The following is a 22,387-nucleotide window of genomic DNA, read 5'->3' as shown; positions in this document are numbered from 1 at the left end:
GTGTCAGGACGCCAGAGCCACCACCCTGGGCCGCTCCGAGCCGTAAAAGTCGGCCCTGGCGGTGGTGGCGCGCAGACAGTCCACGAACTGGCCGTGAACCTCGGTCGGCAACCAGTCGCTGCGGGTGGTCAGACCCTTGCGCGTGATCGCGTCGAGATTCGGGCAGGGCAGGCATTGCACCGCCCCGAGGCTGGCATCCAGCTGCACTTCGCTGCGCGACATCAGCGTGATCATGTCGCTGCCCAGCAGCAGGGCGCGGGCATAGGTCAGCGAGTTCGATTCGATGTTGCGCTTGGGCTCTGCGTCCAGCCCGCGGAACAGGCCGTCGATGTGGCCGCGCCGCGGTGTCCCTGCGGCCGGCACGATCCAGTCGTACTCCAGCAGCGCCGTCGGAGTGATCGTGTGCAGGCGGCCCAGGGGATGACCGGGGCGGGTGACGATGCAGTAGGAATCGTTGAACAGCGGCTCTTCGTCGATCTCGTCCACCCAGGCGGGTTTTTGCAGCAGGCCAAAGATCATGTCGATCCGGCAGTTCAGCAGATCGTCCAGCATCGCGTGATAGCTGCCGGTCAGGATCTTGATGCGGATGGACGGGTGCACCTTGTTGAAGGCGGTAACGGCGCTGGCCAGTTCGTAGGCGCCGGACATCGGCAGCGCGCCGACGACGATCTCGACATCGGACCGGCCCAGGGCAATGGTGACCTCCGCCATGCCGAATTCGATCTCGCGCACCGCGCGACGCACCTGCCGGGCCAGCGACACCCCCTGCGCGTTGAACGCCGGGCCGCTGGCCGAACGGTCGAACAGGGACACCCCGAGCGATCGCTCCAGGGTGCGGGCCGACCGGTACAGCGAGGCAGGCGAGACATCCATCTGCACCGCCGCCGCGGCAACCGTCGCGGGATCGGAGGTGACCAGCAGCGACCGCAACTGGGTTCCGGTCACGATGCGTTCGATCTGCGGCAGCGGCCGCCCCTTCTGGGCTTCGGCGCCACCGATCGCATCGTGGATGCCGGTTTCCATGATTTCAAAGAACCGGTCGACCCGCCGCAGGAAGATTTCGCCGGCCTCGGTGGCAAAGGTGCCGGTGGTGCAGCGGTGGAAGATCGGCGTGCCGATCAGCAGTTCCAGGTTGGCAACGGCCTGGGTCACAGCGGGTTGTGACGTGTTCAGATAGCGCGCGGCACAGCTGAGCCCGCCCAGACGTCCGATCATCTGTGTCATCCGCAGATGGCGGATATTGGGTATGTCGGGGCAAAGTGTCATTCGGTGTCCTCCCAGTCGGAGTCCGGCCGCCCGACAGCTCCTGCAAGCCGCCTCCTCCGAGCGCCGGTTCCGGTTCCTAAAAATTCTGGCGAAGCTCCTTCTCCGCTGATCAGGAACCTCGACCCAATGGGCGATTCGGGCAAATTAGATCCTTCCCGATGTCATAAGTTTTGCGCAGACCGCCCTGCGCCGGGACGGCGCCGACATGGGCGCTCGGGCCGGGGCCGTCCGGACAACACACGGGAATTGGCCTTTTTTCAGGTCATCGCAGCGCCCGGCAGTCACCTTCCGCCAGCCGGAAAAGACATTGATTTTCGGACCGGGCCATGACCGGCAGCCGCCATCTCGCGGCGGTGGCCCGGCAGCTCCTGCGCGGCGCGGGCCCTGGCTGGCGGATCACCAAACTTATGCCCGGCCCCCCCGCACAACCCAACGAACCTATCGCGCTGAGCCCGCTTCCGATTGGCAGGCGGCCTGCGTTCCGACGCAGCAGCGTGTTCCAGCCGCGTCCGGCGGACCGTGCCGTCACCGCCGCGCGAAGGGCAGGGCAACAACCCGATGCCCGTCGTCGGATTTCTGATTGGAGGAACCGGCGCGGTTTCCGCCAAGGTTCACGCAGGAAATGATCCCGTATCCCGGTACGGCGAGACACAGGAGAGGCGTCATGCCCGAAAAAGTCAGGCTCGACATAGCCATCGCGGAGTATCCGCACACAGCCAAGCTGATCAGCGGCGAGATAGGGATAGAGGGCGTCGAGGCGAATTTCATCAGGGTCGTCCCGCAGATCGGCGCCTTCCGCCGCATGGTGCGGGATGTCGAATTCGATGTCTGCGAACTGGCCCCCACCACCTACATCATCGCCCGCGCCCACGGCGCACCCTTCATCGCGCTGCCGATCTTCGTGATGCGCAGCTTTCATCACGGCACCATGGTCAAGCTGCCCGATGCCGGCATCGCCGGACCCAGGGACCTCGAAGGCAAAAAGGTCGGCATCCGCGCCTATTCGGTGACCACCTGCGTCTGGAACCGGCAGATCCTCGAAGAGGAATTCGGCGTCGACACCTCGAAAATCACCTGGGTGGTGGATGACGAGGAACATGTGACCGCCCTGAAACTGCCACCCAACGTCGTTCGCGCGCCCGAGGGGCGGTCGCTGTACGACATGATGCGCAACGGCGAGATCGTGGCCGGGTCCTCGGGCAACTCCGGCGTCGGGCGCACCGGATCTCCCACCGGCGGCTGGCAGACGGTCAGGACCGACTGGCCGAAACTGATCCCCGATGCCGCCGAGCGGGAAAGGGCGGCCTATGCCGCCACCGGCGTCTACCCGATGCACGGCACCATCGTCGTCAAGGACGCGGTGCTGGCGGAACATCCCTGGGTCGCCAGGTCGATCCGTGACGCGTTTCAAAGGGCCCGGGACGACTGGATGGCCGGGTGGGAACAGGGCATCGGCGACAGCAAGGATGACGCGAAATACCGCCGGCTTGCCGGGATCGTCGGCGATCCGCTGCCCTATGGCCTGCAACCCAATCTGCCGACAATCAACGCGCTCAGGACGGCGGCCCACAAACAGGGCCTGACGCCGCGCCTGATGGAACTCGACGAAATCTTCGTCGATCCGGACAAACTGCAATAGAGGGGGTCGCTGATATGGTGACGCACTACATAGACATTCACCCGCACATCATCTCGGGCGATCTGGAAACATATCCGCCATCGCCGTTGTTCGGCAAACAGTCGGACTGGTCCAAAGAGCGCCCGCTCGAAGTGCAGGGCCTGCTGGCGGCGATGGACGCGGCCGGGATCGGCAAGGCGGCGGTCGTGCACAGTTCGACCTGCTACGGATACGACAATTCATACGTCTGCGATTCGGTCCTGCAGCACCCCGACCGGCTGACCGCCGTGGGATCGGTCGATCTCGGGGCGGCGGATGCAACGCAGCAGATCAGGGCCTGGATGAAACGCGGGCTGACCGGGCTGCGGCTTTTCACCGGCGGCTCCACCAAGGCGTTCGACACCAGCGGCCTTGACGATCCGGCAAGCTTTCCCGCCTGGGATCTCGCCGGGCAGGAGGGGCTGTCGATCTGCATCCAGACCGGCCCCGTCGGGCTGGCGCAGATCGCCGGGCTGGCCAGGCGGTTCCCGAAGGTGAACATCATTCTCGACCACCTGTCGCGTCCCGTGGTCGACGACGGCCCGCCCTACAACAGCGCTGTGTCGCTGTGGGCGATGTCGGCGTTCGACAACATCCACATGAAGATCACCCCGCGCACCACCGATCTGGCGGTCAAGGGCAATGCCGACCCGACATCGCTGTTCACCAAGCTGGTGGGCACCTTCGGCGCCGACCGTCTGGCCTGGGGGTCGAACTATCCGTCGTCGGATGGCGAACTGCAGGACAACCTGGATGTGGCGCGGCGGCAGCTGGGCTTTCTCCCCGAGGCGGTGCAGCGCCAGATCTTTGCCGGCACCGCGCAAAAGCTGTACCCCTGCCTCGCCGATGCCGGGGTGGCGTCGGGATGAGACTGGGCTGCCAGCTGGCTGACGGGGCGGCCCTCCAGGGGCTGGTGCATGGGGACATGACCGGAACCCGGCGGCGCCGGGTCAGATCCGGTTGACGCCGTCGCACCGGGCGCGGGGCACATCGCCGTACCGGCCCTGTCGACGTGACCCGGACCCCGGACAGAACGGACGCAAACCTATGAGGTCGGGGCGAACTTCTATTTATCCTCACCCGCGGGTTGCGGGTAGAAGAAACCGGCCCGGCGCAGCGCGGGGCCGCCGATGTTTTCCCTTCCCATGCAGGAGCCCGCGATGCCCGCACCGAGACTGAAGGTGGCCATGCGCACCTACCCCTACACCGAGGCGCTGAAATCCGGCGCGGTCACGGTTCCCGGGGCCAAGCTCGACTTTGTCGAGGTCACACCGCATATCGCCGCCTTCCGCGCGATGGTGCGGGACCTGGCCTATGACGTCTGCGAGATCGCACCGACCACCTACCTGATCGCCCGGGCCCATGGGGTGCCGATCATCGCGCTGCCGGTGTTTTTCGTGCGCCGGTTCCACCATGCCGGGTTCGTGGTGCGGCCCGGCTCGGGGATCGAAACGCCACAGGATCTCGAGGGCAAGTCGTTCGGCGTGCGCGCCTATTCGGTGACCACCGGTGTCTGGAAGCGCGGATTGCTGCAGAACGAATACGGCGTCGACATCGACAAGGTCACCTGGTTTGTCGATGACGAGGAACATGTCGCGGCGCTGAAACTGCCCGCCAACGTCAGACATGTCACCGAAGGTTCGTCGCTGGTGGCGATGCTGGCGGCGGGTGACCTCGACGCGGCCGTCACCGGCGACGCCGGGGTCGGACGCGCGGGCAAACCGGGCGCAGGCTGGAACGCGGCCGCACCGGCGCTGCCCGACAATCTGCGTCCGCTGTTCGACGATACCGCAGGCCGTGACCGGGCGGTCTACGCCAGGAACGGCGTCTTTCCGATCCACGGCTGCCTCGCAATCAGAGAGGATGTCCTGAAACAACACCCCGGCCTGGCCCGCGCGCTCTACGACGCCTTGGTCGCGGCCAAGCAACCCTATCTTGACGCCCTGCATGCCGGCACCGCGACCGGCAAGACCGTCGACAAGGATCTCAGACACATCGGGATCGTCGGCGATGATCCGATCCCCTACGGGCTGGAGGCCAACCGCGCCTCGATCGAGGCCCTGATCCGCTATGGCCACCAGCAGGGGCTCATCCCCGAACCGGTCCGGGCCGAGGACATGTTCCTGCCGTTCTGAACGCAGCAAAGGAAAGACAGATGGAAAAGATCGGACGACTGAACGGCATCATCGCCACGCTCGAAGCGGGCGGCAAACCGACCATGGCCTTTGGCCGCGCCGAACGCGAAGAGGCGATCCAGTTCGGGACCTCGCCGCTGGACGGCGTGCTCTTCGAGATGGAGCACACACCCTATTCCGCCTCGGAACTGCGCGACGCGCTGCAATTCCTGCTCAACCGCCGCCGCATCGTCGAGGGCTGCCAGCTGCAACCACAGGTGACGCCCTTTGTGCGGATTCCGGCGAACGGCGCCGAAATGAACACCTGGATGGCCAAGCAGGTTCTGGATCAGGGGGTCTACGGCGTGGTGTTTCCGCATATCGCGACCGCCGATCAGGCCCGCAACGCGGTGGCCGCCTGCCGCTATGCCCGCCCCGAGGATGCGCCGCAGTACCACCCCAAGGGCCTGCGTGGCGACGCGCCCAACACCGCCGCCCGCTACTGGGGTCTGACGGTGCCGGAATACTACGCCCGCGCCGATGTCTGGCCGCTGGCCCCTCAGGGCGAGATCATGGTTGTCCTGATGATCGAAAGCGTCGAGGCGATGGCAAATCTCGAAGAGATCCTCGCCGTGCCCGGGGTCGGCGCGATCATGACCGGCGAGGGCGACCTGAGCCAGCAACTGGGCTTTCCGCGCCAGTACGAACACCCGGTGGTGGCCGAGGCCAAGCGCAAGATCCTCGCCGCGGCGAAACGGGCCGGGGTGCGCATCGCGCATCCGCATGTGACCGGCGCCAATGTCGCCGAGGTCATCGCCGAGGGTTATGACATCCTGTTCACCAGCCCGTCGCGCAGCTATGCGACGCTGGAAAAGGCCAGATCCCTGATGTGAGCGATGCCGCCGCCGGGCCGGGGCCGACCTCTGGCCCGGCCCGATGCGGTGCGTGCCCCCGCCCGGCGCCAGGCCGGGCGGGGGCACGCGCTTTTCCGGGCTGGCGGAGTCCGGATCGACCGCAGCGATCCGGGCGTTTGTCATGGTGTGGTCCTTCTGAACCTGTGTCCCGCCCGCCCCCGCTCCCCGGCGACCGGCTCACATCGAGGGGATGTAGTGCGCCAGCGCCGGGAACGCCTCGCCCATCAGGCTGTCGGGCCAGGGGATGTGGATGATCCGGTCGAACACCGCATAGATCACGAGCGTCACGCCGGCGGCGAGGATCAGGCACAGGCGCCAGGGCTCGCGCCCCTCGACCCGCATGTACGCGATGATCAGCAGCGGGACCGAAGGGATCATGCCGATCACCGCGACACCGGCCAGAAAGGCGACAAACCAGCCAAAGAACTGTGCCGCACGCGCCAGCACGACCCTGACCGGCAGGGTCTCGTCGCCGTCGTTCTCCAGATCCATGTGGATCGCGCCACCCTCGGCCACCGGGACCGCAGGCCGGTTGACGCACACCTTGTAGGCCAGGCTGATGGTCCCGGCGATGACCAGCGTGGCCGAAATCACCGTCGGCCCGATCCTGGCGTTGAAGAACCACGCCTGTGCGGTGATCAGCATGTACAGCCCGGTGCCGATGAACAGCACGTACATCAGGTCCGCCGGTCCCAGGTCGAGCCTGCCGGTGGGTTTCAGCCGCGCCAGCCCGCCCCGGCGCAACATGCTGACCAGCGGACCCAGCAGCACCAGCGCCGAGAGCGCCAGAAACACCACCACGCCGGGGCGCAGCAACCAGTCCATGTCATAGCGCAGGAACGAAATCGACATATAGCGTTCGATCAGCACACCCAGCACCAGGCCCAGGATCAGCGGCGGGCGCGGCCAGCGCAGCCGTTTCATCGCCCAGCCAAGCGCGCCGAACAGCAGCAGCGCATACAGATCGCCCCAGCTGCGCGAGCCCTGAAACGCGCCGATATAGACGATGGCCATGATCACCGGCAGGATCAGGGTGTAGCGCAGGGTGGAAATCCTGGCGAACTGTCCCGACAGCAAGAAGCACAACCCGGCGCCAAAGACGTTGGCCAGCGCAATCGACCAGATCATCGAATAGGTGACGTTCAGATCCTTGGTCAGCATGTCCGGACCGGGAATGAAGCCGTGCACCATCATCGCGCCCAACAGGATCGCCGTGGCTGCGCCTCCGGGCACGCCAAAGGCCAGCAGCGGCACCAGCGCGCCGCCGTTCAGCGCGTTGTTGGCGGATTCCGGCGCGATCACACCGCGCACGTCCCCCTTGGTAAAACTCTCCTTGGCGCCCTTTTCCGATTGCAGCGCATGACCGTAGGCGATCCAGTCCACCACCGAGCCGGTGATGCCGGGGATCGCGCCGATGACCGCGCCGATGCCACTGCACCGCAGCACCAGAAACCAGTTGCGCAACACATCGCTGACGCCCTGCCGCATGCCGTCGCGGGCGTTGAACCTGACGCTTTGCGCCACCGCCTTGCGCCCGATGGCCAGATCGCACAGCTCGGGCAGCGCGAACATGCCCAGCAACACCGGCAACAGCGGCAGCCCGTCCTGCAGGTACAGCAACCCGCCGGTCCAGCGCATCTGCCCGGTCTGCACGTTGGTGCCGATCATGCCGATCAGGATGCCCAGACAGGCGGCGACCATGCCCCGCATCGGCGCATTGCCCGACAGCGTGGACACCATGGCGATGCCGAATATCGTCAGCCCCAGCAGTTCCGGCGTGGCGATGGACAGCACCAGCGGCCGCACCACCGGCAGCGCCAGCGCCAGCAGCAGCGCCCCGATCAGCCCGCCCAGAAGCGAGGCCATGTAACTGGCACTCAGCGCCCGCCCGGCCTCGCCGCGTTTAGTCATCGGCAACCCGTCCAGCACCGTTGCCTGACTGGCGGCCGACCCCGGCACGCCGAACAGCACCGCCGGGATGGTGTCGGAGGTGGTGGTGACCGCATGCATGCCCAGCAGCATCGCAAAGGCCGCATAGGGGTCCATCGTGTAGGTGAAGGGCACCAGCAGCGCGAACCCGGTCAGCCCGCCGATACCGGGCATCAGCCCCAGCGCCAGCCCGACCAGCACGCCCAGCCACAGGAACATCAGCCGTTCGGGCTGCAGGATGATGCCAAGCGCCTCACCGGCGGCGGACAGCATGACGGAGTCGCTCAGGAATTCCACGTGGTACTACCTCTTGTGCGGACGATCGCGCCTGCCCGCGGAACCGGGCCGCCGGTCGTCAAGGCGGGGTGTCGGGTCGATGCCCACCCCTAATCTGCGAGCATCGGATACAGTCGCTGCGCCGTCCGGCCCCAGATCCAGGCCCGGTCGTCGTCGGACAGCGCCCGCAGACAGTCCTGCCCCTGCGTGATCAGCGCTTTCATCGATCCGGCAGAGGCGGGATGGTTCGATCCGAAAGCCAGGTGATCCGCGCCGAACCGCTGCACCAGATGCGCAAAGAACGCCTCCGCTCCGCCCGGCGCCGCCTGCGCCAGGTCAAAGGTCTTGGGGGTGATCTTGAGATAGACGTTGTCGTACCGCGCCAGACCGAACAGGCCGGCGCAGGCGGGATAGGGTGGCCCCTCCTCCAGCACCGGACGCCCGCAATGATCCAGCGCGATCCTCACCTTCGGGAACCGTTCGGCCAGTTCGGCCACCATCGGCAGCCCGGCGGGCGTCGTCTGGATCACCATCGCCATGCCCAGATCGGCACAGCGTTCCCAGACCGGAAAGGTCGCCGGGTTGACCAGCCAGCGGCCGTCGGTCTGCGCCGTGGCGCCGCCGGTGAACAGGCGCACACCACCCATGCCCCGGGCCAGCAGCCGGTCGAACACCTGCACCGCCTCCGGCGCCAGAAGATCAAAGGAGCAGACGGCGGTGAACCGGTCCGGCTGCGTCGCCACACTGTCGAGCACATAGTCGTTGTTGTGTCCGTAGGTGGTCGAGGAATGCACGATGGCCGCCCTGGCGATCCCCGCCTCGTCCATCCCGGCGATCAGTTCCTCAAAGCTCGAAGGCCGCTTCTGCGACCAGTTCGACCGCTGACCGGCCTGCGGCGCGATAGGATAGCGCCCGGTGTCGGCGGAAATGATGTGCGGGTGGATGTCGATGATCCGGGGTGTCATGCGGAACGGGACCTCTTGCGGATGAACGCCTGTGCGCCGGGTTGGCGGCGGTGCCCCCTGCCGCAGGATTGCGCCAGGGGGTCTAGCAGTCGTGGCGATCAGCCCTGGGGGGTCACGACCTGACGCACGGTATCCAGCTGCGCTGCGGGTGTGGCCCAGAGCGTTTCGATGATCTGTTCGACCTCGCCGCCGCTGATCGGGTCGACACCGTAGTTCTGCGCCTTCATCGCGGCCAGGAAATCCGGATCGGCCATCGTCGCGTCAAACGCCGCGCGCAGGGCATCGACCCGGTCCTGCGGCACGCCGGCCGGTACGGCGAACGGACGGCCCGCCTGCAACGGCAGCAGGAAGAAATCCAGCAATGCCCGGACCTCGGGATCGGTGACATAGGGTGTCAGGTTCGGCACATCCGGAAAGGCCGGGTGGCTGGTCCAGCCCAGATGCAGCAGCACGTTCATCGAGCCATCCGCCAGCATGTTCACCGGCTCGCCCTGAAACAGCCCGTCCACAGTCGAGGCCCAGCCGTCGACCTCGCCCCGCTCCATCGCCAGATAGACTTCGCCGCGCCCGGAATACCCGGGGATGATCTTCATCCTGGTGCCAAGGTAGTCGTTGACCAGCGCGGGCATCGTCCGGTTCTCGTTGGCAAACCCGGTGGCGCCGATGACCAGCGGCGTTTCGAACAGGTCCTCGGCGGTGGTCACCCCGGACCGGGTCATGCCGACCAGGGCGTAATAGACCTTGTCGAGACTGCCAAGCCAGGTGACCTCGCGCGGATCAAAGGCGCTCTGGCCGGGATCCAGCAGCGGCACATACAGATTGTTGCGCTGCAGGAAGCCGATGACCGACCCGTCGTTGTCCTGCTTGGATTGCAGCGACGCGGCGGCCACCATCCCGCCAGCCCCGGCGACGTTCAGCACGATGGCATCGGGCTGCCCCGGAATGTGCTTGACGTAGTGCTGCGCGAACTGGCGCACGATGGTATCCGTCAGCGTGCCCGCCGGGGCACTGACCATCATCGTCACATCCTTGTCGCTGTAGAACTCCTCGACTGTCTGGCCAAAGCCCGGACCGGCAAATGCGGTTGCCGCCGCAAGCGCCAGTCCACATAACGTTTTTCTGCGTGTCAGTGCCATGTTTCGTCCTCCTCCTGGGTTTCTTCGGGACGGCCTGTCGGTGCCCCGTCGTGTCTCGCGCCGCCCGGCGGCCGGTGCGCCTGAAACGCGATCTCCTCCATCCCGTCCAGACCTGAAAGCCATGCGCCGATCTGGCAAAGGTTAGCCACCGGCCCCGGGTCTGAGAATAGGCGGGGGTTGATTTCCAATGACCTCGGAGAGTTTCGCAATACACCCGGAACGGTCGCACCCTCCGCGACCCTGCGCCCCGGTAAACCATCCGATACCGCGTGCAGGCTTTCGAATTGGCGCGCCGCTTCGCCCGCGCCGATCCTGAGCGCGCCGTTGTCCGGCACGAGGTCCGGGCATGGCGTTCATGTCTGCAAGAAGGAGACACCCATGCCCCAGATCTTGACCCGACGCCGACTGTTGCGCAGCGCCGGCCTCGGCGGTCTCGGCCTCGCCATTGGCGGGCTGACCGCGCCGTATGTCGCCCGGGCCGCCGCCACCCGGATCGCCATTGCCACCAATCCCGGTCTGGAGAACCGCACCCTGAACGCGCTGATGGCGCAACAGGGGTTTCTGCAAACCTTTGGCGCCGACACCGTGATCGTCGACGCCCCCGGGGCCACCGGACCGTTCGACACCATCGTCGCCGGGGCGGCGGACGTGTGCATGGTGTCGGGCTACAACAGGGTGCTGCCGCGCATCGAACAGGGCGCCCGGCTCAAGATCGTCGGCGCCGGCATGAAGAAGACCGCGCTCACCGTGTTCGCCAGACCCGACGGCATTGCGACCCTGGCCGACCTCAGGGGCAAGACCGTTGCCGTGGGCGGCGATCTGGGCCTGTTGCACGCGCTGATGTTGCAGTTGCTGACCGAGAACGGCATCAACCCGGCCGAGGTGACTTTCGTCGACAAGGGCAGCAACAACAATTGCTACAAGGCGGTGGTCGAGGGTGCGGCCGACGCCTGCTGCTCCAGCGTCTCGCATCTGAATGACGGCGACGGACTGGTGGTCGTGCCGCAGGGCAACATGTGGGAGGCGCTGCCGCGCTACACCTTCCAGACCGCCTATGCCTCGGACGCGGCGATCCGCGACAAACACGAAGGTCTGGTGGCGGTGATGGCGGCCTTTGGCGCCCTCTACGAATACCTGATGACACCAGAGTCGCGGGATGGATTTTTCGACGCCCGCAAGGCCGCCCAGAAACAGTTTGACGCGCCCTCGGCGCAGGCGATCTGGGACTTCAACCAGAGCCAGCGGCCCTACTCCGGGGACCTTTCGATCGCCGAGGACGATATCGCCTACCTGCAGGACATGTTCGTCGGGCTCGGCAGCCTGAAGCAGCGGCATCCCGCCGCCGCGGTGGCCGACATGACCGCAGCCCGACAGGCGGCCAGACTGCTGGGCTGACCGGCGCCCTCCCCCTGCGCGAACGGAAACACACCGGTGCGCAGGGTTCGCCTCCCTCGCGGCGCCGGGGCCCGGTTGCCCGGACCCGCCCTCGCCCCGGGGCGATCCCTCCGCCGGACATTCCGGGGCTCAGACGACGACGCAGCGGTCCAGCCGCCGCCACTGCTGCATGTCGCGCCGCATCACGTCCTTCATCCCGAAGGAAAACATGTAGTCGCCGGTGACATGCAGGTCGTAAAAGCTGCCGCCCAGGGCCTGGGCACCGCTGTCGGGCAGGAAATCCTCGCCGTCGCACAGCACCATGGTCCGGAACCCCGCCATGTGGATGATCTCGCCATACAGCGCGATGCCCCAGACATCCTCCAGCGGCACCGGTGCCGGCACCAGCTCGAAACTGTCCTCGCGCCCGGTGGCCAGAACCCCGGCCTGGCCGGACAGATACACCGTGCCATCCTTGCCGCAGTGCACCGCGTAATACGACAGGTTGGTCGGCGTCTGCACCGGCGTCCAGTCGCTGCCGTCATAATACCAGATCACCCCTGCCCGCCCGGCGGCATAGATCTCGGTGCGGGAAAAGCCGTCGATGGCTTCGAGGTGATTGGCCGGAAATTCCGCAAGCAGCGCGTCGCCGGGACCGAATGCGATCCAGTTGTCCGGTCCGGCATGGCGGAAAACCTGCAGGTCGGCACCGCAGGCCACCGCCATACCGTCGATGCAGGTCAGGTTGCGCAGCGGCCCCCGCGCCACGTCGATCTGTTCTTCGGTGATGCCGCCGTCGGCAAAGATCCGGACCTCGCCCCATTCTCCCAGCGCGATCAGCCCCGGGTCGCAGAAATCCAGACCGACGATGGCAAAGCGGAAGAACCCCAGCTCGGTCGCTGTCGCGCCTTCCAGGGTATAGACCGCCGCATGCGGCGCGTCGGGGTTGCGCGCCAGTTCATCGACAACCACCACCATCGCCGACAGCGTCGCGTCGCGCACGGCACTGGTGTTGATCGACATTTCGTCCAGCAGCGGGGTCATCTCTCACCTCCGGGGATAGGTTGCATTCAGCCCGTCATGGATTTGCGGACCGCCGTTTCGCGGGCGCGGTTGTAGGCCAGTGCCGGGTCAAGCTGATCTTCGCCCCGGCCGGTCAGATGGGTGCGCACCTGGGTGTCGTCCTCGACCCCAAGCTCGTCCTTGTGATAGCCGTCCAGCTGCGCTTTGAGACAGGCCGGATCGCAGTTCGATTTCGGAAACACCACCGCAACCGCTTCAATCGCGCCGTCGCGGAATTCGCCGTAGCCCATGGAGCGCACGTCCTTGGTCTTGGGCGGGCTGCCAAAGGCCACGGCGGTGGTCTTGCCCTTGCCCACCGGGCCGGACTTGGCGATCACCTTGGCCTTCATCTCGGTGTGCAGCGCGCCGTGTGATCCCTTGGTGGCCGACGGCCCCTCGGCACAGATCACCGGCGCCTTGTCGGGGTCGTAGGACTTGCCCTTCTTGATCGCGCTCAGCTGCGGCGGCTTGGCCGCACCGGCAGCCGGGGTGTCGCCGCGCCCGGTCTCGTTGAAACAGGCGGCATCCACCAGATGATGCCCGGTCTGGCCCGGGCAGCAGGAGTTGCCGCCGTTGTAGGGCTCGAGCTTGCAGCGGCTGGCGGCCAGGCACTTGTTGGCCTCTGCCGCCTCCCACTCGTCGATATAACGCTGCTTGTCCCGGAACTTGCCCGCGGGTGCCCCTGACGCGCCGCCGATCGCGACCGCCGCCGTGGCAAAATCCGAGCTGAGCCAGACATCGCTGCCGGCGGATTCCTTGGCGCTCGCCGCGTCCGAGCCGGCCGAGGTCTTCTGCTTTTTGCCCGAGGACGGCGCGCCGGACTTCTTGGTCAGCGGCCCGGTGTCCAGCCCCGCCTCTTCGCAGCATTCCTCGCGGGTCTTGTCGCCGCAGGCCTCCTTGATCTTTTCCTTTTCGCCTTCGCAGGGGTCGGGCGAATCCGGACCGCCGGGTTTGGCGATCTTCGGCCAGGGCGGAGTATTGCCGGGGATCGAGCCGTGATTGTTGGTGCTGATGTCGGAAAACCGGCTGACCGGCTGGCCCTCGGCCTTGACGTTGCCGGACCAGGCCTGATTGTAGCTCTTGCCGGTGTTCTTCGAGGTGATGATGCCTTTCTTGGCCGCGACCCCGGCCTCGGTGCCCATGGTCTTGGTGAAATAGGACTTGTTCTTGTGGCTGATGGTCTTGCCACCGATCTTGACCGTGCCGGTGCCCTTGTCGTCATCGCCGTCCAGACCGAAGCTGGGATAGGGAATCGGCACCCCCGGCGGCGTCGGCGGTGCCTCGGGCGGGGTGAAACACACATCCGGCATGGCGGCGATGACCTGATTGCTCTGCGCCTTGCAGGATATTTCCAGCATGTTGGCGAATACGGTCATGCCGCCACCCGTGCCCGCAGCTCGCGGGCCGAACGGAACACCGCCGCGCCGCAGGCCCCGTCATCGCCGGAGGTTTCGATCAGCACCGGCGTGCCCGGACCATAGCCGCGCTCGAACGCGGTCAGCGCCCAGCCCACCATCAGCGGCACAAAGGCCGCCCCGACATTGCCGACGGATTCGCCGGGGCTCCAGATTTCCTGGATCTCGGGGCGCAGCCGGGTGGTGCGCTGCTGCGCCAGTGCGGTCTGCTTGAAATAATACGCCTCGCCACAGATGTCCGAGACACGGTATTCCACGTCCCGCCCCTCGATACCCGCCATCTCCAGAGCGTCGCGATAGGCCTGCGTCATGCCGTCGCCGCGCAGGGGCTTTTCCTCGGGATTGTAAAGATAGGCCTCTTCCCGAGCCAGCCCCATCCCGGTCAGCGCAAAATGCGTCGGCGGGCCGGCCGAGCAGAGGATCGCCGCCGCCGCTTCGCCGGGGATGAAGCCGTTGGCGTTGGCCAGGGTCAGCAACCGCTGGTCCAGCAGATACTGCGCCACCGCCGGCCCGGTCAGCAGGCTGTCGACCCCCAGGATCAGCGCATGTTCCGACTCGCCGCGCGCAAACATCCGCCGCACCCGCTCCAGCGCGACGATGCCCGACGGGCGGCCATGGGTCACCACGTGCAGCTTGGTCTGCGCCGCCAGTCCCGCAAACTCCAGCACCCGGGCACCGAACCGCTGGGCGTTGCGCACCGGGCGGCCGGGGCGCTTGGTCTCGGCCAGACACAGCACGATCTGCAAATCGCTCTGCGCCAGCGTCTGCCCGTTCAGCGCATCCACCACCGCGCCCGCCGCCAGATGCGCCAGCCGTTTTTCGCCCAGCCAGTCACGCGGCAGCGGCACCGGCGCCCCAAGCAGCCAGTCCCCTCCCGGCACCACAAACTGGGTTTCGGTGATCCCGTCCAGCGATCCACGCATCGCCGCGCAGCTTGCCGCCGCGTTCAGGCCGACCGGTGTGACCATGCCCGTGGACAGGATGTTGACGCCGGTGGTCATGCAGGCTCTCCCGCCGTTGCGGGCGCGCTGCGCGGCGCCAGATCGCGGTAGGGCTTGCCGGCCGCCTTGGCGCGCAGCTGCCCCGCTCGCGGCCGCCCGATCCAGGCCTCGGTGAATTCGGTGATCAGCCGCCGCATCGGCACCTGCGCCCGCCAGACCATCGACAAGCTGCGCGCCTCGGTGTCAAACAGCAGCGTGTCAGGGTAGAGCACCCCGTCGAACGCCGTCTCCCAACCGCGGAACAGCCGCAGCGGCAGGGCGGGATCCGGCAGGCGAAACGCCTCGCGCCCCGCAGGGGTGAGGTTCAGGATCACCACTTCCAGCGATCTGCGCGGCTTGTCGATCTGCTGATCCTCGCCGACCTGCTGGTAATAGCGTTCGTCGAAATCCCTGGGCAGAAACGGGAACACGTTGTCCTGCCAGTCCTGGTCATACGTGCCGCCGTGGCGGATCCGGTCGGGGCGCCCGCGCCACACTGGGCCCAGGCCCATCGGCACATAGTCCTCGTAAGGCGAGACAACCGGAACGCCGACCTCTTCGGTGTTGGGCAGCGGCTGGCCCGACAGCTTGGACTGGTTGCGGAACGAGGCAAAGCCGCGGCCATGCGGGTTGGGCAGATAGGCCGGCGGTTTCGGATCCTCGGGATTCAGCCGGTCGATGCCGCCGAACGCCGTGTCATAGCCGAACGGCTGGCGGGTAAAGGGATAGGGCTCGGTGGCCAGAATCTGCGGCCCGACCACCCGCCATTCCCGGTGCCCGACCACGTGAAAGACCTTTTGCCACGGCCCGACCCGCAGCCCCACCTGAATGCGCGGCACCCGCCGCCCGCCCGGCGAATAGGCTGCCCCCTGAAGCACGATATCGCACCGCGGCTTGCGAAAGGCAAAGTCCGTCTCCCACTGCGTCGCCGAATACCCCGGCGTGCCGGTCAGCACATCGGCATGCACCAGCGGCCGCTGCTCGGGCGCCCGCGCCGCCACCGCACCGCTGCGCTCGGGAAAGGCAAAGGTGCCCTTGATCACAAAGGCAAAGTATTCCCGCCCGGCGACATCCAGGCCGATGGTGTGCTGATGCACAAAACCCGGGCGGTTGAAGACCTTCATCTCGCCTCACTCAAAGTCGTAGTCAAAGCCATCCGGCCCGCCGGTCACCGTGACCCGGTCCAGTTCCTTGCCTTCCAGCCGCCAGCTCAGAATGCGGCGGCTGAGTTCGGGCATCAGGGTATTGGTGAGGATGGCGTCGATCATCCGCCCGCCGCTCTCGATCTCGGTGCAGCGGTCCTTGATCACCTGCATCGCGCCGGTGCCGATCACCAGTTCGGCGCCGTAGCCTTCGCCCAGGCGTTTGGCCAGGCTGCGCAGCTTGTGCCCGGCGATCGCCTCGATCATCTTGTCGGACAGCGGGTAATAGGGGATCGTCACCACCCGCCCCAGCAGCGCCGCCGGGAACACATCCAGCAACGGCTTGCGCAGCGCCGCCGTCAATTCGGCGGCGTCGGCCTCTGCCTTGCCGTCCTGGGTCATCGCCATGATCTCTTCGGACCCGACATTCGAGGTCAGCAGGATCAGGGTGTTCTTGAAATCGATCCGCCGCCCTTCGCTGTCATCCATCATGCCCTTGTCAAAGACCTGGAAAAAGATCTCGTGCACATCCGGGTGCGCCTTTTCCACCTCGTCCAGCAGCACCACGGAATAGGGCCGCCGCCGCACCGCTTCGGTCAGGATGCCGCCCTTGCCGTAACCGACGTAGCCCGGCGGCGCACCCTTGAGAGTGCTGACGGTATGCGCCTCCTGGAACTCGCTCATGTTGATCGAAATCAGGTTGTCCTCGCCGCCGTACATCATCTCGGCCAGCGCCAGCGCGGTTTCGGTCTTGCCCACCCCCGAGGGGCCGCAGAGCAGGAACACCCCCACCGGCTTTTCCGGCGGCTTGAGACCCGCCGCCGCGGTCTGGATCCGGTTGGCGATCATCGCCATCGCGTGATCCTGCCCGACCACCCGTTCCGCCAGCACCTGCGCCAGCGACAGCGCGCGTTCGGTCTGGCTCGCCAGCATCCGGCCCATGGGAATGCCGGTCCAGTCCTGCACGACCGACCCCACCGCCAGCCGGTCGACCGAGGGCAGGATCAGCGGCGTCTCGCCCTGCGCGCTGGCCAGCTCCGCCATCTGCGCCTTGAGCGCGACCAGAGCGGCCTCGCGGTCAAACGGCGCCGCGCTGACCTCGATCTCGGGCGCGCCTTCCGCCTCGGCCTGTTCCGCGACCGGCTCGGGGGCGGCATCCCCCAGTTCGCCGGTCTCATCCACCGCAGCCCCCAGGCCGCGCAGCTGGCTGCGCAGGTCGAGAATTCCCGCCACCAGCGCCTTTTCCGCCTCCCAGCGCAGCTTGGCCGCGTCCATCGTCGCCATCGCCTCGGCCAGCCCCGCCTCGACCGCCGCCTTGCGGTCGGTGACCTCGATGCCGATGGCCTCTTCGCGGCTGATGATGCCCTGCTCGATCTCCAGCGCATCCAGCCGCCGCTGGATATCCTCGACCTCGGCCGGGGTGGCGTGCTGCGACACCGCCACCCGGGCGCAGGCGGTGTCCAGCAGGCTGATCGCCTTGTCCGGCAGCTGGCGGCTCGGGATATACCGGTGCGACAGCTTCACCGCCGCTTCGATCGCCTCATCCAGCAGTTCGACCTGGTGGTGTTTCTCCAGCACACCCGCCACGCCGCGGCACATCAGGATCGCCTTGGCCTCGTCCGGCTCCTCGACCTTGACCACCTGAAACCGCCGCGTCAGGGCCGGATCAGGCTCGATATGCTGTTTGTACTCGGCCCATGTGGTCGCCGCGATGGTACGCAGCTCGCCGCGTGCCAGCGCCGGTTTCAGCAGGTTCGCCGCATCGCCGGTGCCTGCCGCCCCCCCTGCCCCGATCAGGGTATGCGCCTCGTCGATGAACAGGATGATCGGGGTGTCCGACGACTGCACCTCGTCGATCACCGCCTTCAGCCGCTTTTCGAACTCGCCCTTGACGCTGGCCCCGGCCTGCATCAGCCCGATGTCCAGCATCTGCAGATCGACGTTGCGCAGTTGCGGCGGCACGTCGCCCCTGGCCAGCCGCTGGGCAAAGCCTTCGACCACCGCCGTCTTGCCCACCCCGGCCTCGCCGGTGAGGATCGGGTTGTTCTGCTTGCGCCGCATCAGGATGTCGACGATCTGGCGGATCTCGGGGTCACGCCCCACCACCGGGTCCATCTTGCCGTCCCGGGCCCGCGCGGTCAGGTTGGTGGCGTATTGCGACAGCGCCGACTTGCCGCCCGGCGCCTTTTTCGCACCCTTGGGCGCCGCATCCGCCACCGCATCGCCGCTGCGCTCGATCGACGCCGCCAGCAGCTCGTCAAGCTGCGCGATCATCGCATCGGGGTCCAGCTTGTCGAACTCGAGGCTGATCTTGAACAGCAGCCCCTCCAGCACCGGCACCTTCAGCGCCGCCAGGATCACATAGGCCGAGCGCACCGTATCGTCGCCGTAATCGAACGACCCGAAGTTCCAGCCTTCCTGGATCGCGCGAAAGATGTGGTCGGAAAATTCCTCGACCGACCCGGCCCCATGCGGCAGCGCATCGGTGGCGCGCAGCACATCGCCGTCGAACTTGTGCCGGTCGACCCCCGCCGCGGCCAGCAGCAAGGCAAGGTCGGAACCCTCGGTATCGGCCAGCGCGGTGATGAAATGCACCAGCTCGACATAGGGGTTGCCGCGCCGCTTGGCGGCCTGCGCCGCCCCCGAGAATGCCTTGAGGCAGACCGGATTCAGCTTGCCAACCAGCTCCTTGCGCTTGATGGTTTCATTGGATCCACGTGCCGCCATAATCAGACGTCCTCCAAAATATGTTGTTGTCACCGGGCACCGGTGGAATAATCGAAATCTTATTATTCCGGCATGATAGCCCGGTTTCGTATTTGAATCGACCGTTTTGACAGCCCTGTGCCAGAAGAGGTTTTTGATGAAGGACCCCCTGCCCTCGGATATTTTCAGGCCCGGCCAGGTGCTGAACAATACCTACGAGATACGCGGCATTCTCGGCCGCGGCGGCACCGGCGAGGTCTATCTCGCGTTCAACCAGATCTCGGAACGCACCCTGGCGATCAAGGCGCTGAACGCCCGGTTCTCGGGCAATTCCGACTATGTCGAACTGATGAAGCGCGAAGAGCAGATGCGCAGCATCCTGCACGATTCGGTTGTGCGCTACTCGGAATGCTCGCGCACCGACGAAGGCCATGTGTTCCTCGTCATGGACTATGTCGAAGGGGTCTCGCTCAGCGATCTGATGTACACGCGCAGGGTGACGGAGCGGGAACTGCTGATCGTCGCGCACCGGGTGCTGGGCGGGCTGGTGGCGACCCATGCGCAGGGCATCGTGCACCGCGACCTGTCGCCCGACAACATCATCCTGCGCGGCGGCGCCGCCGAGCGTGCCACCATCATCGACTTCGGCATCGCCAAGGACACCGCCACCGGAGCGCGCACCATTGTCGGCACCAACTTTGCCGGCAAATACGAATATGCCGCGCCCGAGCAGCTCGAAGGCCATGCCGATTTCCGCACCGACCTCTATGCCCTTGGCGCCTCGTTGCTGGCGGTGGCCCGGCAGGAGGTGCCCGATGTCGGCACCAATCCCGGCGCCGTGGTGCGGTTCAAGCGCGACGCGCTGGACACCTCCGGTCTGGGCCAGCCCCTGCGCGATCTGGTCGACTGGCTCACCGCACCGGATCCGGACCAGCGGCCTGCCACCGCCGAAGCGGCGCTGGAACGGCTGGACCAATGGCTCAAACCCGACGCCCACGCCACCACCCAGGCACCCGCGACACGGCGCGGCGGCGCCGCGCTCAAGGCGGCCGCGCTGATCGCCGCACTGGCCGTCGCGGGCGTCGGCATCTGGGCATCGGGGCTGGTGCAGGGTCTGTTTCCGCCGCCGTTGCCGGTCGTCAGCCCCTACACCCTGGCCGCGGGCCTGCGCGACGGCACCGCCCGGCTGGACGGTCACGCACCTGACACCGCCGCGGCCGAGGCCCTGGCCCAAGCAATGAACGACGCCACCGGCAGCAGCCTGTCGGCGGACGCGCTGACCCTCGCCACCGGCCTGCCCTACCCCGGCTGGCCGCGCGACACCGCCGCGTTGCTGGCGCTGCTCGCGCCGCTTGACCGCTGGGAACTGACCGTCACCGGCACCAGCGCCCGGCTCGACGGACTTGCCCCGGATGCCCCGGCGCGCGACGGGCTGACCGGCGCGCTTTCCGGCTGGCAGAACAGTGCCGACATCACCCTGACCACAGCCATTGCCGCCGGGCCGGAGTCACTGGATCGGGCCAGCCTGGAGCCGGTTCTGGCCCGGCTCGCCACCTGCGGCCCGTTGCTGCAGCTCGACGCCGGTGGCCCGCCCTACGCATTGGGCGACACCCTCACGCTGATCGGCGATGTTGCCGCTGCCGACGATGCCGCAACCATCCGCGACACCCTGACACCGTTGATCGGCGACCGCAGCCTGCGGGTCGAAACCAGCACCCTGAACGACGATCTCTGCGCCATCCGCGCCGTCCTGCCGCACGCGCCGCCCGGCGCCGTCTCGATCCGGCTCAGCCGCGGCGACACCGGCGAACAGGCGCTCACCGGCGTCTTCAGCACCAATGACAATCCGGTGGTCGACATCGAACTGCCCGCTGACATCACCGATGCCTCGCTCTGGGTCATGGTGGTGGACAACACCGGCAAGGTGTTTCACGTCCTGCCCAACGTCAACCACACCGTGCACCGCGTGGACGACCTTGGAAGCGTGCAGAACGGGCTGCGCCGGGTGCGCGTGCTCTGGTCGCTTGCGGAATTCGCCGCCGACCCGAAGCGGCTGGCCATGCAGGTGACCGAAGGCGATTACGGCAAGTCCGAGGTCATTGCCATCCTGTCGCGCAGCCCGCTGTTCGACATGCGCCGCCCGCGCGACGAAAGCGTGAGCTCGCTGGCCGAGGCGCTGGCCGAGACCCTTGCCGGGCGCTCGGACCAGATCATCGGCGTCGCGTCGCGCATCATCGACGCGCGGCCCTGAGCGGGCCTACACCGACTCGAACGCCTCCGGCTCGAGCTCCTGCCAGAACGCCAGGATCGCCTGGGCATTCAGCGCCGACATCCAGCCGTGCCGCTCGAAATCCGACCGCGCCCCGGCATCCCCCAGGGTCGAGCTGAACATCCGCCGGTCCGCATCGCGCTGCGTCGGACTGCGCGCCGCCACCAGCGCCTGCACCCGGCGCAGCCGCTCGGCCCGCGCCTGCTGCGCCGGGCTGGCCACAGGGGCCACAGCGGCCGGGGCGGCATCCGGAGCGGCGTAATCCTCGCGCAGCGCGGCGCTGAGATATTTCACCGGGCTGCGCACCCCGTCGCGCCCGCGCAGCAGCGCCAGCTTTTCCTGAACGTAGGTCTCGCCATGTTCGGTGATCCACTGCCGCGCCAGACGATCACTGACCCCCAGCGCCAGCAGCGCCTTGTAGGTCACGCCGTGCCGCACCGCCGTGCCGTCGTCGATGTCCAGAATCGCCAGCTGCGGGTTGCGCTTGATCAGGAACCGGATGTCGGTCACCGCCCGGCCCTGCTTGCGGGTCTCGGGGGTCACCAGGATATCGCTCACCTTGTTGACCTCGGTGACCGCGGGCTTGATGATCTTGGCATTGAGATGCTTGAAGGTCTGGTAATAGGCGCTGTCCTCGACCCCCATCAGGCGGCGGAACAGGTCCAGCGGCAGCCAGCCGGTGCTGCCGACGCCGACAAAGCGGAAACAGTTTTCATACAGCGCCAGCGCGTGACCGCCGGTGAACTTGCGCTGGATGTTGAGGTTGATCAGCGCGAACACCTTGGGGTCGTGCAGCTTTTCGGCCAGCGCCGGCGAATAGGCATATTCGCAGACCCCGCCGCGCAGCCGCGCATAGCTCAGCAGCGCCGACACTCCCCATTCCTGCCGCCCCCTGTCGTCCAGCATGTCCCACTCGGCGACCGTCTCGGCCAGACCGCGCAAGCTGGCCTTCAGGGTATCCATGTCGTTCGAGTTGTAGCCGATCATCACACACAGCGTGCGCGCGTCGATGCGGTGGCTCTGCTGACTGGTCAGGGTGTCATAGGCGTTCAGCAGCAGCACGTTCGACAATTTGCGCTGCAACAGCGACAGCTTGCCCGACACGTGAATCGCCGCCACGTTCTTTTTCACGCTGTCCCGGCGCAGCGCCCCCGTCAGCGTGTCTTTCAGTGTGTCGTCCAT

General features: G+C 66.9%; 16 protein-coding genes. 6 read left to right on the top strand and 10 right to left on the bottom strand.

All coding sequences use genetic code 11. From position 1 onward, the window contains the following. Positions 1-3: 3 nt before the first annotated feature. Entirely contained in the window at positions 4-1,266 is a 1,263-nt protein-coding gene (locus FOY53_RS16860) for a LysR family transcriptional regulator (protein WP_146591027.1), read from the bottom strand. A 664-nt stretch (positions 1,267-1,930) separates the two neighbouring features. Between FOY53_RS16860 and FOY53_RS16855 the strand changes: the two genes are divergently transcribed. The 4 genes from FOY53_RS16855 (at position 1,931) to FOY53_RS16840 (ending at position 5,930) form a co-directional block, all read left to right on the top strand. Then, positions 1,931-2,905, top strand: a complete 975-nt coding sequence (locus FOY53_RS16855; RefSeq protein WP_146591025.1) for a PhnD/SsuA/transferrin family substrate-binding protein — start codon at positions 1,931-1,933, stop codon at positions 2,903-2,905. A gap of 17 nt (positions 2,906-2,922) precedes the next feature. After that, on the top strand, positions 2,923-3,792 hold the full coding sequence (locus tag FOY53_RS16850; protein WP_146591023.1) for an amidohydrolase family protein: 870 nt from the start codon (positions 2,923-2,925) through the stop codon (positions 3,790-3,792). 291 nt (positions 3,793-4,083) lie between these two features. Beyond that, a complete protein-coding gene (locus FOY53_RS16845) occupies positions 4,084-5,058 on the top strand; it encodes an ABC transporter substrate-binding protein (protein ID WP_146591021.1) in 975 nt (324 codons plus the stop codon). Between the two features lie 20 nt (positions 5,059-5,078). After that, the gene (locus FOY53_RS16840; RefSeq protein WP_146591019.1) at positions 5,079-5,930 is read left to right on the top strand and encodes an HpcH/HpaI aldolase family protein; all 852 of its coding nucleotides are present in this window, start codon (positions 5,079-5,081) and stop codon (positions 5,928-5,930) included. Between the two features lie 198 nt (positions 5,931-6,128). On the opposite strand, the gene FOY53_RS16835 is transcribed toward FOY53_RS16840, so the two are convergent. The 3 genes from FOY53_RS16835 to FOY53_RS16825 all read right to left on the bottom strand — a co-directional run bounded on the left by FOY53_RS16835 (position 6,129) and on the right by FOY53_RS16825 (position 10,257). Then, a complete protein-coding gene (locus FOY53_RS16835) occupies positions 6,129-8,177 on the bottom strand; it encodes a tripartite tricarboxylate transporter permease (protein WP_146591017.1) in 2,049 nt (682 codons plus the stop codon). Between the two features lie 89 nt (positions 8,178-8,266). Continuing rightward, positions 8,267-9,121 (bottom strand): amidohydrolase family protein, encoded by an 855-nt coding sequence (locus FOY53_RS16830; protein ID WP_146591015.1) that lies wholly within the window; start codon positions 9,119-9,121, stop codon positions 8,267-8,269. Positions 9,122-9,219: 98 nt separating this feature from the next. Next, the gene (locus FOY53_RS16825) at positions 9,220-10,257 is read right to left on the bottom strand and encodes a Bug family tripartite tricarboxylate transporter substrate binding protein (protein WP_146591013.1); all 1,038 of its coding nucleotides are present in this window, start codon (positions 10,255-10,257) and stop codon (positions 9,220-9,222) included. A 378-nt stretch (positions 10,258-10,635) separates the two neighbouring features. Here FOY53_RS16825 and FOY53_RS16820 point away from each other — a divergent pair, with 378 nt between their 5' ends. Continuing rightward, positions 10,636-11,652 (top strand): ABC transporter substrate-binding protein, encoded by a 1,017-nt coding sequence (locus tag FOY53_RS16820; protein WP_146591011.1) that lies wholly within the window; start codon positions 10,636-10,638, stop codon positions 11,650-11,652. A 129-nt stretch (positions 11,653-11,781) separates the two neighbouring features. On the opposite strand, the gene FOY53_RS16815 is transcribed toward FOY53_RS16820, so the two are convergent. From FOY53_RS16815 to tssH, 5 genes are read right to left on the bottom strand one after another with little or no spacing between them, the layout of a single operon-like run. Then, positions 11,782-12,675: a beta propeller repeat protein gene (locus tag FOY53_RS16815; protein ID WP_146591008.1), complete on the bottom strand. Its 894-nt coding sequence runs from the start codon at positions 12,673-12,675 to the stop codon at positions 11,782-11,784. A 26-nt stretch (positions 12,676-12,701) separates the two neighbouring features. Further along, a complete protein-coding gene (locus tag FOY53_RS23175) occupies positions 12,702-14,069 on the bottom strand; it encodes a PAAR-like domain-containing protein (protein WP_186766645.1) in 1,368 nt (455 codons plus the stop codon). Further along, positions 14,066-15,109, bottom strand: coding sequence for a 3-oxoacyl-ACP synthase (locus FOY53_RS16805; protein WP_146591006.1), 1,044 nt, complete (start codon positions 15,107-15,109; stop codon positions 14,066-14,068). The genes FOY53_RS23175 and FOY53_RS16805 overlap by 4 nt, the downstream gene beginning before the upstream one ends. Then, positions 15,106-16,212, bottom strand: a complete 1,107-nt coding sequence (locus tag FOY53_RS16800) for a DUF2169 family type VI secretion system accessory protein (RefSeq protein ID WP_146591004.1) — start codon at positions 16,210-16,212, stop codon at positions 15,106-15,108. Before FOY53_RS16800 ends, FOY53_RS16805 begins: the two co-directional genes overlap by 4 nt. 6 nt (positions 16,213-16,218) lie before the next feature. Continuing rightward, the gene (tssH, locus tag FOY53_RS16795; RefSeq protein WP_146591002.1) at positions 16,219-18,957 is read right to left on the bottom strand and encodes a type VI secretion system ATPase TssH; all 2,739 of its coding nucleotides are present in this window, start codon (positions 18,955-18,957) and stop codon (positions 16,219-16,221) included. Between the two features lie 136 nt (positions 18,958-19,093). Between tssH and FOY53_RS16790 the strand changes: the two genes are divergently transcribed. Next, positions 19,094-21,187 carry a serine/threonine-protein kinase gene (locus FOY53_RS16790; RefSeq protein WP_146591000.1) on the top strand — a complete coding sequence of 698 codons (2,094 nt, stop codon included), beginning with the start codon at positions 19,094-19,096 and terminating at the stop codon, positions 21,185-21,187. Positions 21,188-21,193: 6 nt separating this feature from the next. Here FOY53_RS16790 and FOY53_RS16785 read toward each other — a convergent pair whose 3' ends face one another. Then, positions 21,194-22,387 (bottom strand): replication initiation protein, encoded by a 1,194-nt coding sequence (locus tag FOY53_RS16785; RefSeq protein ID WP_146590998.1) that lies wholly within the window; start codon positions 22,385-22,387, stop codon positions 21,194-21,196.

The sequence above is a fragment of the Puniceibacterium confluentis genome, assembly GCF_007923445.1.
Lineage (GTDB): Bacteria > Pseudomonadota > Alphaproteobacteria > Rhodobacterales > Rhodobacteraceae > Puniceibacterium > Puniceibacterium confluentis.
Note: the sequence above shows the minus strand (reverse complement) of the source record. Positions and strands in the feature narration are given on the sequence as shown.